Annotated in this window: 10 protein-coding genes and 2 rRNA genes; 5 read left to right on the top strand and 7 right to left on the bottom strand. The window is 67.6% G+C overall.

Annotated features, from left to right (window positions below; all coding sequences use genetic code 11):
- Positions 1-78: 78 nt before the first annotated feature.
- Together OG455_RS35095 and OG455_RS35090 are read right to left on the bottom strand one after the other, a co-directional pair.
- Positions 79-3,198, bottom strand: a 23S ribosomal RNA gene (locus OG455_RS35095).
- Between the two features lie 271 nt (positions 3,199-3,469).
- Positions 3,470-4,991: ribosomal RNA gene (locus OG455_RS35090) — 16S ribosomal RNA — on the bottom strand.
- The 16S and 23S rRNA genes sit together here, the layout of an rRNA operon.
- A gap of 467 nt (positions 4,992-5,458) precedes the next feature.
- Here OG455_RS35090 and OG455_RS35085 point away from each other — a divergent pair.
- Positions 5,459-6,610 (top strand): alpha/beta hydrolase, encoded by a 1,152-nt coding sequence (locus tag OG455_RS35085; protein ID WP_266300319.1) that lies wholly within the window; start codon positions 5,459-5,461, stop codon positions 6,608-6,610.
- Positions 6,611-6,721: 111 nt separating this feature from the next.
- Here the strand turns inward: OG455_RS35085 and OG455_RS35080 are convergent, their stop codons facing one another.
- From OG455_RS35080 to OG455_RS35070, 3 genes are read right to left on the bottom strand one after another with little or no spacing between them, the layout of a single operon-like run.
- Positions 6,722-7,837 (bottom strand): low specificity L-threonine aldolase, encoded by a 1,116-nt coding sequence (locus OG455_RS35080; protein ID WP_266300318.1) that lies wholly within the window; start codon positions 7,835-7,837, stop codon positions 6,722-6,724.
- A complete protein-coding gene (locus tag OG455_RS35075; protein WP_266300317.1) occupies positions 7,834-8,583 on the bottom strand; it encodes an SDR family NAD(P)-dependent oxidoreductase in 750 nt (249 codons plus the stop codon). The genes OG455_RS35080 and OG455_RS35075 overlap by 4 nt, the downstream gene beginning before the upstream one ends.
- Entirely contained in the window at positions 8,580-9,977 is a 1,398-nt protein-coding gene (locus tag OG455_RS35070; RefSeq protein ID WP_266300316.1) for a DUF6421 family protein, read from the bottom strand. Before OG455_RS35070 ends, OG455_RS35075 begins: the two co-directional genes overlap by 4 nt.
- A 351-nt stretch (positions 9,978-10,328) precedes the next feature.
- On the opposite strand from OG455_RS35070, the gene OG455_RS35065 reads away from it, so the two are divergent.
- Positions 10,329-10,982 carry a DUF5134 domain-containing protein gene (locus OG455_RS35065; protein ID WP_266300315.1) on the top strand — a complete coding sequence of 218 codons (654 nt, stop codon included), beginning with the start codon at positions 10,329-10,331 and terminating at the stop codon, positions 10,980-10,982.
- 135 nt (positions 10,983-11,117) lie between these two features.
- Positions 11,118-12,080 (top strand): M56 family metallopeptidase, encoded by a 963-nt coding sequence (locus OG455_RS35060; RefSeq protein WP_266300314.1) that lies wholly within the window; start codon positions 11,118-11,120, stop codon positions 12,078-12,080.
- Positions 12,081-12,164: 84 nt separating this feature from the next.
- On the opposite strand, the gene OG455_RS35055 is transcribed toward OG455_RS35060, so the two are convergent.
- Entirely contained in the window at positions 12,165-12,584 is a 420-nt protein-coding gene (locus OG455_RS35055) for a MarR family winged helix-turn-helix transcriptional regulator (protein ID WP_266301070.1), read from the bottom strand.
- Between the two features lie 111 nt (positions 12,585-12,695).
- Here OG455_RS35055 and OG455_RS35050 point away from each other — a divergent pair, with 111 nt between their 5' ends.
- Positions 12,696-14,222: an MFS transporter gene (locus tag OG455_RS35050; RefSeq protein WP_266300313.1), complete on the top strand. Its 1,527-nt coding sequence runs from the start codon at positions 12,696-12,698 to the stop codon at positions 14,220-14,222.
- A 207-nt stretch (positions 14,223-14,429) separates the two neighbouring features.
- On the top strand, positions 14,430-15,080 hold the full coding sequence (locus tag OG455_RS35045) for a TetR/AcrR family transcriptional regulator (protein ID WP_266300312.1): 651 nt from the start codon (positions 14,430-14,432) through the stop codon (positions 15,078-15,080).
- A gap of 128 nt (positions 15,081-15,208) precedes the next feature.
- Here OG455_RS35045 and OG455_RS35040 read toward each other — a convergent pair whose 3' ends face one another.
- Entirely contained in the window at positions 15,209-16,075 is an 867-nt protein-coding gene (locus OG455_RS35040) for a helix-turn-helix transcriptional regulator (RefSeq protein ID WP_266300311.1), read from the bottom strand.
- Positions 16,076-16,353: the final 278 nt, after the last annotated feature.

Here is a 16,353-nt window from a genome sequence, read left to right as displayed (position 1 = left end):
ATGAAACTGTCACCGCACCGTCCCATGGCCATGGAACGGGGTCGTTGTTTCAGAACAACACAGTGGACGCGAGCAACTGAGGACAAGCCCTCGGCCTATTAGTACCGGTCAGCTCCACCCATTACTGGGCTTCCACATCCGGCCTATCAACCCAGTCGTCTACTGGGAGCCTTACCCTCTCAAGGAGGTGGGAGTGCTCATCTCGAAGCAGGCTTCCCGCTTAGATGCTTTCAGCGGTTATCCCTCCCGAACGTAGCCAACCAGCCATGCCCTTGGCAGGACAACTGGCACACCAGAGGTTCGTCCGTCCCGGTCCTCTCGTACTAGGGACAGCCCTTCTCAACACTCCTACGCGCACAGCGGATAGGGACCGAACTGTCTCACGACGTTCTAAACCCAGCTCGCGTACCGCTTTAATGGGCGAACAGCCCAACCCTTGGGACCTACTCCAGCCCCAGGATGCGACGAGCCGACATCGAGGTGCCAAACCATCCCGTCGATATGGACTCTTGGGGAAGATCAGCCTGTTATCCCCGGGGTACCTTTTATCCGTTGAGCGACGGCGCTTCCACAAGCCACCGCCGGATCACTAGTCCCTGCTTTCGCACCTGCTCGACCCGTCGGTCTCACAGTCAAGCTCCCTTGTGCACTTACACTCAACACCTGATTGCCAACCAGGCTGAGGGAACCTTTGGGCGCCTCCGTTACTCTTTAGGAGGCAACCGCCCCAGTTAAACTACCCACCAGACACTGTCCCTGATCCGGATCACGGACCCAGGTTAGACATCCAGCACGACCAGAGTGGTATTTCAACGTCGACTCCACGACAACTGGCGTTGCCGCTTCAAAGTCTCCCACCTATCCTACACAAGCCGAACCGAACACCAATATCAAGCTATAGTAAAGGTCCCGGGGTCTTTCCGTCCTGCTGCGCGAAACGAGCATCTTTACTCGTAATGCAATTTCACCGGGCCTATGGTTGAGACAGTCGAGAAGTCGTTACGCCATTCGTGCAGGTCGGAACTTACCCGACAAGGAATTTCGCTACCTTAGGATGGTTATAGTTACCACCGCCGTTTACTGGCGCTTAAGTTCTCAGCTTCGCCCCACCGAAGTGGAGCTAACCGGTCCCCTTAACGTTCCAGCACCGGGCAGGCGTCAGTCCGTATACATCGCCTTACGGCTTCGCACGGACCTGTGTTTTTAGTAAACAGTCGCTTCTCGCTGGTCTCTGCGGCCACACCCAGCTCAGAGAGCAAGTCTCCTCACCAGACATGGCCCCCCTTCTCCCGAAGTTACGGGGGCATTTTGCCGAGTTCCTTAACCATAGTTCACCCGAACGCCTCGGTATTCTCTACCTGACCACCTGAGTCGGTTTGGGGTACGGGCCGCCATGAAACTCGCTAGAGGCTTTTCTCGACAGCATAGGATCATCCACTTCACCACAATCGGCTCGGCATCAGGTCTCAGCCTCAATGAGTGGCGGATTTGCCTACCACTCGGCCTACACCCTTACCCCGGGACTACCACCGCCCGGGCTGGACTACCTTCCTGCGTCACCCCATCGCTCACCTACTACCCTGTTGGATCAGCGGCTCCACCACGTCCCTTCGTCCGAAGACTCCAGGCCGGCTTCACGGCTTTAGCATCCAGAGGTTCGACGTTGGCGCTTCAAAGCGGGTACGGGAATATCAACCCGTTGTCCATCGACTACGCCTGTCGGCCTCGCCTTAGGTCCCGACTTACCCTGGGCAGATCAGCTTGACCCAGGAACCCTTGGTCAATCGGCGCAAGAGTTTCCCACTCTTGTATCGCTACTCATGCCTGCATTCTCACTCGTATCCCGTCCACGACTCGATTCCTCGGCCGCTTCACCCGGAACACGACGCTCCCCTACCCATCCACAGCGTCGTTGGACGTATTCTGTGAATGACACGACTTCGGTGGTGTGCTTGAGCCCCGCTACATTGTCGGCGCGGAATCACTTGACCAGTGAGCTATTACGCACTCTTTCAAGGGTGGCTGCTTCTAAGCCAACCTCCTGGTTGTCTCTGCGACTCCACATCCTTTCCCACTTAGCACACGCTTAGGGACCTTAGTCGGTGTTCTGGGCTGTTTCCCTCTCGACCATGGAGCTTATCCCCCACAGTCTCACTGCCACGCTCTCACTTACCGGCATTCGGAGTTTGGCTAAGGTCAGTAACCCGGTGAGGCCCATCGCCTATCCAGTGCTCTACCTCCGGCAAGAAACACGTGACGCTGCACCTAAATGCATTTCGGGGAGAACCAGCTATCACGGAGTTTGATTGGCCTTTCACCCCTAACCACAGGTCATCCCCCAGGTTTTCAACCCTGGTGGGTTCGGTCCTCCACGCGGTCTTACCCGCGCTTCAACCTGCCCATGGCTAGATCACTCCGCTTCGGGTCTTGGGCATGCAACTCAAACGCCCTATTCGGACTCGCTTTCGCTACGGCTACCCCACACGGGTTAACCTCGCTACACACCGCAAACTCGCAGGCTCATTCTTCAAAAGGCACGCAGTCACGGCCCGTGTCCGAAGACACGAACGACGCTCCCACGGCTTGTAGGCACACGGTTTCAGGTACTATTTCACTCCGCTCCCGCGGTACTTTTCACCATTCCCTCACGGTACTATCCGCTATCGGTCACCAGGGAATATTTAGGCTTAGCGGGTGGTCCCGCCAGATTCACACGGAATTTCTCGGGCTCCGTGCTACTTGGGAAAAGCTCAAGTGAGCCGCACAGATTTCGTCTACGGGGGTCTTACCCTCTACGCCGGACCTTTCGCATGTCCTTCGACTATCCATACGGTTTCTGACTCACCCAGCCGCCGGCAGACGACTGAAGAACTCTCCCACGACCCCGAAGTGGCAACCCCTGCCGGGTCTCACACCACTACGGTTTAGCCTCATCCGGTTTCGCTCGCCACTACTCCCGGAATCACGGTTGTTTTCTCTTCCTGCGGGTACTGAGATGTTTCACTTCCCCGCGTTCCCTCCACATACCCTATGTGTTCAGGTATGGGTGACAGCCCATGACGACTGCCGGGTTTCCCCATTCGGACACCCCCGGATCAAAGCTCGGTTGACAGCTCCCCGGGGCCTATCGCGGCCTCCCACGTCCTTCATCGGTTCCTGGTGCCAAGGCATCCACCGTGCGCCCTTAAAAACTTGGCCACAGATGCTCGCGTCCACTGTGCAGTTCTCAAACAACGACCAGACACCCACCCTCAACACCCGAAGGCATCTCAAGTAGGACCGGCACTGAGACAACGGAAACCCGTTCCCTCAGGACCCAACAACGTGCCCGACACACCAGACTCACAGTTACGCTTTCCACGCCGAAGCAGTACTCACGAACCATCACCCAGTGTGCCGAATAGTCAACGTTCCACCCATGAGCAACCAATCCGAGGCATTCGCTCGGATCTGGCCATGTGCTCCTTAGAAAGGAGGTGATCCAGCCGCACCTTCCGGTACGGCTACCTTGTTACGACTTCGTCCCAATCGCTGGTCCCACCTTCGACGGCTCCCTCCCAAGGGTTAGGCCACCGGCTTCGGGTGTTACCGACTTTCGTGACGTGACGGGCGGTGTGTACAAGGCCCGGGAACGTATTCACCGCAGCATGCTGATCTGCGATTACTAGCAACTCCAACTTCATGGGGTCGAGTTGCAGACCCCAATCCGAACTGAGGCCGGCTTTTTGGGATTCGCTCCACCTCACGGTATCGCAGCCCTTTGTACCGACCATTGTAGCACGTGTGCAGCCCAAGACATAAGGGGCATGATGATTTGACGTCGTCCCCACCTTCCTCCGAGTTGACCCCGGCAGTCTCCTGTGAGTCCCCATCACCCCGAAAGGCATGCTGGCAACACAGAACAAGGGTTGCGCTCGTTGCGGGACTTAACCCAACATCTCACGACACGAGCTGACGACAACCATGCACCACCTGTATACCGACCACAAGGGGGCGCCCATCTCTGGACGTTTCCGGCATATGTCAAGCCTTGGTAAGGTTCTTCGCGTTGCGTCGAATTAAGCCACATGCTCCGCTGCTTGTGCGGGCCCCCGTCAATTCCTTTGAGTTTTAGCCTTGCGGCCGTACTCCCCAGGCGGGGAACTTAATGCGTTAGCTGCGGCACCGACGACGTGGAATGTCGCCAACACCTAGTTCCCAACGTTTACGGCGTGGACTACCAGGGTATCTAATCCTGTTCGCTCCCCACGCTTTCGCTCCTCAGCGTCAGTAATGGCCCAGAGATCCGCCTTCGCCACCGGTGTTCCTCCTGATATCTGCGCATTTCACCGCTACACCAGGAATTCCGATCTCCCCTACCACACTCTAGCCTGCCCGTATCGAATGCAGACCCGGGGTTAAGCCCCGGGCTTTCACATCCGACGCGACAGGCCGCCTACGAGCTCTTTACGCCCAATAATTCCGGACAACGCTCGCACCCTACGTATTACCGCGGCTGCTGGCACGTAGTTAGCCGGTGCTTCTTCTGCAGGTACCGTCACTTGCGCTTCTTCCCTGCTGAAAGAGGTTTACAACCCGAAGGCCGTCATCCCTCACGCGGCGTCGCTGCATCAGGCTTTCGCCCATTGTGCAATATTCCCCACTGCTGCCTCCCGTAGGAGTCTGGGCCGTGTCTCAGTCCCAGTGTGGCCGGTCGCCCTCTCAGGCCGGCTACCCGTCGTCGCCTTGGTAGGCCATTACCCCACCAACAAGCTGATAGGCCGCGGGCTCATCCTGCACCGCCGGAGCTTTACACCAACCCCCATGCGGAGGAAGGTCATATCCGGTATTAGACCCCGTTTCCAGGGCTTGTCCCAGAGTGCAGGGCAGATTGCCCACGTGTTACTCACCCGTTCGCCACTGATCCACCCCGAAGGGCTTCACCGTTCGACTTGCATGTGTTAAGCACGCCGCCAGCGTTCGTCCTGAGCCAGGATCAAACTCTCCGTGAATGATTACCCGGCCCCGTCATCAACAGAGCCGGTTCACACCCGCGTTGAGCGGCACGACAACCACCGGAATAGGGCGGCCCCGTGCGCTGCGTCCTCGCTGTGTCTTACTTCAAAAGGAATCTCCAACCCCCACCAAACGGTGAAGGCCGGGGATGTCAACATATCTGGCGTTGACTTTTGGCACGCTGTTGAGTTCTCAAGGAACGGACACTTCCTTCGAGCCGCTCTCGCAAGCTCTCCGGGCATTCGTTTCAGTGTTGCTGTGTTGCTGTGTTCTTACTTCGTAGAGCTTATCAGATCAGCTTCACTCCGATTTACCGAAGTTCATCTTCCCGACTCACTCAGTCGCCCTTCTCGGCGCGACTCCGGAACTGTACGGGCACCGGGCCACCGCAAGCAAATCGCCCGTCCGGCATTCTTTGGGTGCCGGTCCGACCGGCCCGGCCAGCCTGAGGGAGGGAGCGGCCTTGGACGTGATCAGGACGCTGAGCGAGGCACTGAACGCCGTCGCGGTGCCCGTCGGCGAGGGAGCCGGCGACGGGATCGGCCACCACCGATTCGTCCTACCGGATCCGGTGGAGCCCCCCGTCGTTCTCGATGTACTGGCGACGCCCGGAGCGCGGCCCGAGCGGGTGACCGTGCTGCTGCCCGGGGGCGGGCTCAATGTGCGGGCGAACTACTGCACGGCGCGGGGGCGCGGCCTGGCCCGGTTCCTGGCCGACCACGGGCGGCTGGTCATCGGCATCACGCCGCGCGAGGACGGGCTGACCGGGGCGAGCACCGGCCCGCGGTGCGCCACGTGGGGGCTGGCGGCGCACCGTCGCGACGTACAGCGGGTGCTCACCGCGGTGCTCCCGGTACTCGGCCTGCCCCACGAGCTGCTCGGGCACTCGGCGGGCGCCGTCCTCGCGCTGGACACGGCTGCCCGGCCCGGCAGCACGGCGGACCGGGTCCTGGTGCTCGACAGCACCGGTCCCTACGATCCGGCGACCGATCCGGAGTGGGCCGCGCGGGCCGGCGTCCTCGCCGACACGCTCGCCAACCAGCTCGCCCGGGGCGTGTGGACCACCGACCCCGGTCTCTCGGCGCTCTTCGACCGGGCCACCGCCGACCCGGCCGGCAGCAGCCCGTTCCCACGGCCCGGACATCCGGGGACCGCCTTCAGCAACCTCGGGCTGCTGCACTACGCGCTCACGCACACCGGGGAGCTGCCGGGTCCGGCGAACTGGATCTACCACCGGGGCCACAGCAGCGGCACCTTCACGTTCGGCGCGACGCCCGGCGAGGACCGGTTCGCGCTGGACCGCACGCCGATCGAGGTCTGGGCCCGCGCGGTCGCCGCGCTCGGCAGCGGCCTGCAGCCCAACGCCCTGCTGCGCGACCTGGCGGCGGTGTGGGCAGGCCGGACGGAGGTGTACCGGATCGACTGGGCCGCGATCAGCGCCGACGTGGTCTGGGTGAACACGGAGCTGGGCCGGGGGGACCACGACCTGGGGGCCCGGCTGATCCGGGCGGGCGGCGCCCGGGTCGACTACCAGGTGGTCCCCGGCTACGGCCACGGGGACGTGGTGTGGGCGCCCGGCGCCGAGCGGGAGGTCTGGCCGCTCCTGCTGGGCTGAGCCGTCCACCCCGTCCAGCCCCGTCCAGCCCCGGACGGGGCTGGACGGGGCTGGACGCACGAGCGGCCGGTCGGGACAGGGTCCCGACCGGCCGCTCCCACCAGCGCCGGGTCAGACGCCCCGACCCAGCTCCTCCGCGATCGCCGCGGCGAACGCGTCGATGTCCGCCTCGGTGGTGTCGAAGGCGGTCATCCAGCGCACCTCGCCGGTCTGCTCGTTCCAGAAGTAGAAGCGGTAACGCTTCTGCAGGCGCTCACTGACCTCGCGCGGCAGGATCGCGAAGACCGCGTTCGCCTGCACCGGCCGGACCAGCTCGACGCCCTCGATCGTGCGGACCGCCGCCTCCAGGCGCTGGGCCATCGCGTTGGCGTGCCCGGCGTTGCGCAGCCAGAGGTCGCCGGTGAGCAGCGCCTCGAACTGCACGGAGACGAAGCGCATCTTCGAGGCGAGCTGCATCGACATCTTGCGCAGGTACTTGATGTTCCGGACCTTCTCCGGATTCAGCACCACCACGACCTCGCCGGCCAGCAGGCCGTTCTTGGTGCCGCCGAAGGAGAGCACGTCGACGCCGGCCTCGGTGGTGAACTCCCGGAACGGGCGGCCCAGCGAGGCGGCGGCGTTGGCCAGCCGGGAGCCGTCCATGTGGACGAGCATGCCGCGCTCGTGGGCGTGGTCGCAGATCGCCCGGACCTCGTCGACGGTGTAGAGGGTGCCCAGCTCGGTGCTCTGGGTGATGGAGACCGCGAGCGGGGCGGCGCGGTGCTCGTCGTCCCAGCCGTATGCCTGCTGGTCGATCAGTTCGGGGCTGAGCTTGCCGTCGGGGGTGACGACGGTGTGCAGCTTGATGCCGGCGACCTTCTCCGGCGCCCCGCACTCGTCGACGTTGATGTGCGCGCTGGTGGCCGTGATCACCGCGCCCCAGCGCGGCAGCAGGGCCTGCAGCGCGACCACGTTGGCGCCGGTGCCGTTGAAGACGGGGTAGGCCTCGGCCCGCTCGCCGAAGTGCTGCTTGAAGACCGACTGCAGGTGCTCGGTGTACTGGTCCTCGCCGTAGGCGACCTGGTGGCCGCCGTTGGCCAGGGCGATCGCGGCGAGGACCTCCGGGTGGACGCCGGCGTAGTTGTCGCTCGCGAACCCCCGCACGGCGGGATCGTGCCGCCGCCGCGCGTCGGTGTCCTGGCCGGTGGTGCCAGTGGTGCCGGTGGTGCCGGTGGGGTTGGTGCTCATCGGGCTGTCAGCCACAGGTGCTGTCCGTTCAGTTCTGCTGCGGGGCGGTCCCAGAGGCCCGCCAGGGTGTCGGCCAGGTCGGCGGTGTCGGTGAAGCCGGCGAACTTCGCCTCCGGCTTCTCGGCCCGCATCTCGGGGGTGACCAGGGCCTTGATGACCAGGATGACGGCCGCCGCCGTCGGGGCGCCGTCGGGGGCGGTGGTCTCCTTGGTGAAGGAGTGCGCCATCGAGCGGGTCCAGGCCTCGCTCGCGGCCTTGGCCGCCGCGTAGGCGGCGCCGCCGGCGGTGGGCTGGTGGGCGGCGGTGGCGGAGATCATCGCGAACCGGCCGGCCTCGCTGCGCAGCAGGGCGGGCTGGAAGGCGAGCGAGGTGTGCTGCAGGGTGCGGACCACCCGGTCCTGGAGCCAGTCCCAGTCGTCGATCCGGCTGTCGTGGAAGGTCTTGCTGCCGCGCCAGCCGCCGACCAGGTGGAACAGGCCGTCGACCCGGTCGTGCTCGGCCTCCAGGTGGTCGGCCCAGTCGTGCACCTCCTGCGGGTCGAGCAGGTCGATCACCTGGCCGCTGATCCTGGCCCCGGGCACGGCGGACCGCACGGCGTCGGTGGCGGCGTCCAGGCGCCGGGCGTCGCTGCCGGCGGCGACCACGGTGGCACCGGCGACTGCCAGGCGGCGCAGGGTAGCGCGGCCGGCCGGGCCGGTGGCACCGGCGACCGCGATCACCTTTCCGGAGAGGTCGAGGTCGCTCATGCCGCCACGTCCTGGGTGCCGGCGCCGGTGATGCCCGCGGTGGCGGCGATCACGGTGGAGAGCTTCTTGGACAGGGCCTCGTAGAACATGCTGAGCGGGAACTCGTCGGGGTGGACGGCGTCGCAGAGCGCCTTGTTGAGCGCCTTGCCGTCCAGCTCCAGCGGGAGGGCCGCCGCGCCCTTGGCCCAGGTGGAGGCCGGGTGCGGGGTGAGGTAGCGGGAGACCAGCTCGTAGGCGGCGATCCAGTGGGCGGTCTTCGGGCGGTCGATGCCGGCCCGGTAGAGCGCCTCGATCTCGGCGCAGAGCGCGTTGGTCACCTCGGCGACCCGGTCCCAGTCGATGCTGAGGCGGTTGTCGCGCCAGCGCAGCGCGTCGTGCTGGTGCAGGTAGGCGAAGAGCAGCTGGCCGCCCATGCCGTCGTAGTTGCGGACCCGGCCGCCGGTGACCGGGAACCGGAAGAGGCGGTCGAAGAGGATCGCGTACTGGACGTCGCGGCCCTGCTCGTAACCCTCGGCCTCCAGCTTGACGGCCTCCTTGAAGGCGGTCAGGTCACAGCGCAGCTCCTCCAGGCCGTACATCCAGAACGGGCTGCGCTGCTTGATCATGAACGGGTCGAACGGCAGGTCACCGTGGCTGTGGGTGCGGTCGTGCACCAGGTCCCACAGGACGAAGGTCTGCTGCGCGCGGGCCTGGTCGTTGATCAGCGCGGCGGCGTCGGCCGGGATCTCCAGGCCGAGCAGCTCGACGGCGGAGTTCGAGACGGCGCGGAACCGCGCGGCCTCGCGGTCGCAGAAGATGCCGCCCCAGGTGAAGCGCTCGGGGGCCTTGCGGACGGCGACGGTCTCCGGGAAGAGGACCGCGGAGTTGGTGTCGTAGCCGGCCGTGAAGTCGGTGAAGGTGATCGGCACGAACATCGGGTTGTCGAAGCGGGTGCGCTCCAGCTCGGCCAGCCAGTCGGGCCAGACCACCTGGAGGAGGACGGCCTCCAGGTTGCGGTCGGGGTTGCCGTTCTGGGTGTACATCGGGAAGACGACCAGGTGGCCGAGGCCGTCGACGCGCTCGTCGGCGGGCTGGAAGGCGAGCAGCGAGTCCAGGAAGTCGGGCTCGCGGTAGCCGGTCTCGGCCCATTTGCGCAGGTCGGCCTGGACGGCGTCGAGGTACGCGGCGTCGTGCGGGAAGAACGGCGCGAGCTCCTGGATCGCCCCGAGCACGGTGTCGAGGAGCGGGTCGACGCTCTGCCGCTGGACGGCGGAGAGGTCGATCGAGCCGTCCTTCGACTGCAGCGGGCGCAGGGCCTCGACGGCCTGCTTGAGCCGCTGCCAGGCGGGGTGCTCGGCCAGGGACGCCGCCGGAAGGTCGGCCGCCACAGCGAGCTTCGACGAAAGATTCTGCATGGGAGACCTGCTTCGACAGAAGTTATTGAATCAAGGACACGATAAGGACGAAAGGTTCTCCTGTTCAAGGGGGGGTCGGTGAGAGATTCTCCACGCCACGGGGCGTATGGCCGAAATCCTTCCTGCGCCCGGCAGTTGGACACCCCTGGGAGCGACCCTGCCCGGGGCCGCCGGGCGCCGCCAGCGGAGCGCGGCCAGTCGGCCGCCCGTGCCACCGGCCCCGGCGCGCGGCTCGGGAGCGCGGCCCCGGCTCACCTCAGTGCGCCCCTGTGCGCGCCCTGCTGTCGGCCGGTGGCGGTGGGTGATCGTGGACGTGTCCCCGCTGCGCGCGGGCACGAAGGGGGAGCGGCGATGCACGGACCGGCTGTGCTCAGTTGGCTGCTGGTGGTGCTGACCACCGCGACCGGGCTGCTGTGCCTGCTGCGGCTGCGCCGACCGGGCACCGGCACCCGACACCCCGCGGGCCTGCTCAGGGACGGCGCGCACCCCGGCAGCCGCGAGTCGGACGCGGCGGAGGCCGCGATGGCGCTGGGCACGGCGGCGATGGTGCTGCTGGGCGACCGGCTGCCGGCCCCGCTCTGGGTGGGGCTCTTCGGGCTGCTGGGCGCGGCCTCGCTCTGCGCGGCGGCCGGCCCGCGGGCCTCGGGGCGCCGGGCGCACCGGCTGCACCACGTGATGGGGGCCGGTGCGATGGCCTACATGGCACTGGCGATGGGCCAGGGTGCGCGGGCGGAGCACCCGGGGATGGCGATGCCGATGGGGCTGCCCGTGGTGACCGGGCTGCTGCTGCTCTACTTCGGCGGCTACACGCTCTGGTCCGGCAGCCGGCTGCTCTCGGTGGCGGCACACCCGGGCGGCCCGGTCGCCGGGACGGCGGGGGGCACGGACCCGGCGGGCACCGGGGCCGGGGCCGGGCCGGAGGGTGGTCTGCTGGGCGGCGCGCTCCCCCAGGCCTGCCGACTCGCCATGGGCGTGGGGATGTTCGCGATGCTGCTGGTGCTCTGAGCCCGCGCGTGGTGTTGTTGGTCACTGCCGCGGCACGATGGTTCCACGCCGTCCGGTGAGCGCCTAGATTGAGCCGCAGCGTTCGGTCACGCCTTTCGCGTTCGGTCACGCCTTTCCCTGGGGGGACCTCCTGCCATGACGGCCCTGCTCGGCCTGCTGCTGCTCGGTGTGCTGCTCGCCACCGCCGGTCCCCTGCTGCTGACCCGGGCCGGCTGGGCGGAGCGGGAACCGGTGCTGGCGCTGCTGGTCTGGCAGTGCCTGGTGATCGCGGTGCTGCTCTGCTGCCTGCTGAGCCTGCTGCTGGCCGTCTCCGCCTCGCTGCCCGAGGTCCGCGCGCTGCTCTTCACCGGTGCCCCGCACGGGGTGGAGGCCGCCTACGGGCTGGCCGGCGCCGAGGGCTGGGGGCGGCTGTGCGCGGCGCTGCTGGCGCTCGGCGGGCTGCGCACGGCGCTCTCGCTCACCCGCGAGGTCCGGGCCGCCCGCGCACTGCGGGACCACCGGCACGCCGAGCTGGCCCACCGCGCGCCCGAGCTGCCCGCCGGTATCGGGCACGCGCCGGCCCGCCGGGAGCGGTTGGTGGTGCTGGAGAGCGGCCGCCCGGAGGCCTGGTCGCTGCCCGGTCCGCAGTCCCGCCTGGTGGTCACCACCGGCGCGCTCAGCCGGCTCACCGACCGCGAGCTGGCGGCGGTGCTGAGCCATGAGCGCGGGCACGTGCGCGCCCGGCACCACTGGCTGGCGCAGTGTGCCCAGGCGCTCGCGGCCGGCTTTCCCGGAGTCGGGGTGTTCAGCGCGTTCCGCGACCAGGTGGGCGAGCTGGTGGAGCTGGCGGCCGACGACCGGGCCGCGCGGCGGCACGGCCGGCTGACCACCGCCCACGCGATGGTCGAACTCAACGCCGGGCGCGGGGTCTTCGGGGCCTGCTCGGGGCAACTGGCCCCCGGTCAGCTGGCCCAGGCGCCGCGCCGGGTGGACCGGCTGCTCGCCGGGGCACCCCGGCTGCCGGTGACCAGTCGGCTGCGGCTGACGGCGCTCGCACTGGCGGCCCCGGTCACCGTGCTGCTGCTCGCGGTGCTGCCGGGGCTGACCGCCCTGCGCTGACCCCGTGCGCACCGTGCCCGGACGGGCCGGACGACTGCCGGGCACCACTGACGGGTTGCGGGTCTGCCGTGGCCCAACGCCGTTTCAGCCGCAGCTCGGTGGCGCCTGAGGTGTCGTCAGCATGCGGCCGATGACCTCGCGGTGCAGCGGCCGGGCCGCCTCGTAGCGCTCGCGGCCGGCCTCGGAGAGCAGCACGACGATGCCGCGCCGGTCGATCTCGCACATCACCCGCTCGACCAGGCCGGCCTTCTCCAGCCGGCCGATCAGCCGGGAGAGCGCGCTCTGACTCAGGTGCACCTTGTCGGCGAGCACCTGCACCCGCAGCTTGCCCGGGGCCTCGGCCAGCCGCTCCAGGACCTCGAAGTCGCTCATGCAGAGGCCGAAGGCCTCGCCCAGCTCACGGTCGAGGGCGCAGGCGGTCGCCGCGTGGCGGGCCAGCAGGTCGCGCCACTCGGCGACCAGGGCGGTCGTCTCGACGCCGGACTGCTCGGCGCCGGACCGCAGGGACTGAGGGTCTTGTACGGACACCCGGGCAGCCTATCACATGCACGGGAACTATATGAGTTCACACTATATTTACTTGCATTGATTGCACGTGCATGTAGTCTCTTGCCCATGACCACAGCACCCCGTGACGCCTCACCGAGCCATGCCCGAAGGAACCCTGACGCTCCGTCCGATGCCCTGCGCTGGAGCCCCCAGCTCTGGGGCGCGCTGATCGTGCTCTGCGCCGCTCTCTTCCTGGACGCGCTGGACGTCTCCATGGTCGGCGTCGCCCTGCCCTCGATCGGCTCCGACCTCAAGCTCTCCACGTCCGCGCTGCAATGGGTGGTCTCCGGCTACGTACTCGGCTACGGCGGACTGTTGCTGCTCGGCGGGCGGGCGGCCGACCTGCTCGGCCGGCGCCGGGTCTTCCTGATCGCCCTCGCGGTCTTCGCCGCCGCCTCACTGCTCGGCGGCGTGGTGGACGACGGCGGGCTGCTGATCGGCGCCCGGTTCCTGAAGGGCGCCAGCGCCGCGTTCACCGCGCCGGCCGCCCTGTCGATCATCACCACCACGTTCCCCGAGGGCCCGGCCCGCAACAAGGCGCTGTCGATCTTCACCACCTGCGGCGCCAGCGGCTACTCGCTCGGCCTGGTGCTCAGCGGCCTGCTCACCTCGGTCGGCTGGCGCTGGACCTTCCTGATGCCGGTCCCGGTGGCCCTGATCGCCCTGGTCTTCGCGGTCAAGCTGCTCCCCCGGCACTCGCACGAGCAGCAGGGCGGCGGCTACGACGTGGCCGGCGCGATCACCGGCACCGCCTCGCTGCTGCTGCTCGTCTACACCGTCACCGAGGCGCAGGGCGCCGGCTGGGCCAGCCTTCGCACCCTCGGCTCGCTGCTCGTGGTCCTGGTGCTCGGCGCGGCCTTCCTGCTGATCGAGCAGCGCACCGCACACCCGCTGGTGCGGCTGGGCATCTTCCGCAACGGCAGCGTGGCGCGGGCCAACCTGGCCGCCTTCACGCTGATGGGCTCCTACGCGGGCTTCCAGTTCATCGTCGCGCTCTACCTGCAGCGGGTGCTGCACTGGTCGGCCCTGGAGATGGGCTTCGCGCTGCTGCCGGCCGGCGCCCTGGTCGCCCTGTCGGCCACCAGGATGGGCGCCATCGTGGACCGCTACGGCACCGGCAAGCTGCTGCCGCTCGGCAGCCTGGCGATGGTCATCGGCTACGCGCTCTTCCTGCGCCTGGGCACCCACAGCACCTTCCTCGCCCTGGTACTGCCCAGCATGGTGCTGCTCGGCCTGGGCTTCGCGCTCTTCTACCCCTCGGCCAACATCGCCGCCACCAACGGGGTGGCCGACGAGGAGCAGGGGTTGGCCTCGGGCCTGGTGAACACCGCGATGCAGATCGGCAACGCCCTGGTGCTCGCCGTGACCACCGCCGTGCTCACCGCCGGCAGCCATGGCGGCACCAGCGCCACCGCGCAACTGGACGGCTACCGGCCCGGGTTGGCCCTGGTGACCGGAGTGGCCCTGGTGGCCCTGGTGGTGACCGTGACAGGGGCGCTGCTGGACCGGCGACGCGCCGGCGCCGCGCTCACCGTCCCGGACTACGATTACGGTCGGCTCGGCGCCGAGGCGGCGCTGGAGGAGAAGGTCTGACCGACCGGCACGCACGACTGTCACGCCCACCGGGCCGGCGGAACCGCCGCTGCCCGGTGGGCGTCGGTCTCACCAGTCCCCCGTTCTGGTGAGACCGACACCGTTCCGTACCGGCCGACGCCCGCCTTCGCCTCGGGCATCCGCCATCGGTGCTCCGCGCCAGACGTATATTGGCCCTGAGTCAACCAAACGTACGGAGCTGACACGATGGCACCTCGTGGGGAATCGGTCAACGAGGAGATGCGGCTGCGCTCCCGGCGCCGGCTGATGCGGGCCACCGTGGAACTCGTCGACCAGCACGGATACGCGGCCACCACACTGGCCGACATCGCTGAGCGGGCCGGGCTCGCACGCGGCCTGGTGTCCTACTACTTCGACGGCAAACGACTCCTGATGCAGTCGGCCACGCACCGGTTGATGCACCTGGAGCTGACCGCCGCGCTCGCCGAACTGCCCGCCGACGCCTCCGCGCAGGCCCGACTGGCCACCGCGATCGACACGGTGCTGCACCTCGCGCTCGACCACCCGCGGGTGATGCGCTCACACCTGGCGCTGATCCTCGACCCGGACACCGGCGGCTTCGTGCAGGACCCGGAGCAGCAGCAGTTGGGGGCGATCCTGCGCGAGGTGCTGGTGGGCTGGGGCGCCCAGGACCCGGTGGCCGAGCACGCGGTGCTGCGCAGCGCCTTGATGGGCGGCTGCATCGGCGTGCTGCTGCCGGACGCGCAGACCCCGCTGCCGCCGATCAGGGCCGACCTGTTCGCACGCTACTCGCTGCCCTGGGAGCTGGGCCGCCCGCCGCAGCCGCAGGCGCCGAGCCGGCCGCACTGGGTGCCGCCGGGACCGACCGCCTCCTGAGCGGGGCCGGTCCGCGATCCCCGCCCGGCCGGGCGGAGTTCTGGTGGAGCCGGGTGGAATCCTGGTGGAGCCGGGCGGAATCCGGGCGCAGCAGGCCGGAGTTCGGACACCGCGGGTCGGATTCCGGCTCAGCTCTCCGCGAGGATCGAGGCGAGCAGCTCGATCGTGCGCTCGGGGGTCAGGCTGTCCACGCAGAGCCGCTCCATCACCTGCACGTAGGCATCGACGTCGTCGCGCTTGTCCAGGTACAGCGCGCTGGTCAGCTGCTCCAGGTAGACCACGTCGGCCAAGTCCTGTTCGGGGAAGCGCAGGATGCTGAACGCGCCGCTCTCGCCGGCGTGCGCGCCGAACCGGAACGGCATCACCTGGATCACCACGTTGGGCTGCTCGGCGATGTCGATCAGGTACTGGAGCTGACCGCGCATCACCTTCGGCCCGCCGACCGGACGGCGCAGCGCCGCCTCGTCGATCACCGCCCACAGGCGCGGCCCCTGACCATCCGTCAGCAGCTTCTGGCGGCGCAGCCGCAGGCCGACCAGGCGCTCGATCTCCTCGTCGCTGAGCACCGGCCGGCTCTGCCCGAAGACCGCGCGGGCGTAGTCCTCGGACTGGAGCAGGCCGGGGATGAACTGCACTTCGTAGGTGCGGATGAGGGAGGCGGCCTCCTCCAGGCCCACGTAGGTCTGGAACCAGCCGGGCAGCACGTCGCTGAAGCTGTGCCACCAGCCGGACTTGTTGGCCTCGCGGACCAGGCCGAGCAGCGACTCGCGCTCCTCACCGTCGGTCACGCCGTACAGGCTCAGCAGGTCGGCGACGTCGCGCTCCTTGAAGCTGACCCGACCGAGCTCCATCCGACTGATCTTGGACTCGGAGGCGCGGATCGCGTAACCGGCGTCCTCACGCGTGATGTTGCGGCTCTCGCGCAGGCGGCGCAGCTGAGAGCCCAGGAGGATCCGGCGCACCATGGAACCGCCGCCGGGCTGCGCTGTGGTCATGCCGTGGGAACCTCCGCATCGGGAAACAGCGCACAGTCTGCCATCACTTGGCCGCTCACAGTGCGTGTAGTGGCAGAAGGATCTATCAATTCTGCATCGGCACGTCCATCCGCACGTCCATCAGCACGTTCCGCTGCACGTGCATCCGGCGCCTGCATATGCCAATCGGCCGACTGCACGTGAATCGACTCTTGCATCTGCCGTGAGCGCAGAGCACGATGGTGCACGTGCAGTTGCACGCCCCTTGGACATTCCCCGCGGGCTACGTCGTCGACCGT

This window comes from Kitasatospora sp. NBC_01287 (assembly GCF_026340565.1).
Taxonomy (GTDB): domain Bacteria; phylum Actinomycetota; class Actinomycetes; order Streptomycetales; family Streptomycetaceae; genus Kitasatospora.
Note: the sequence above shows the minus strand (reverse complement) of the source record. Positions and strands in the feature narration are given on the sequence as shown.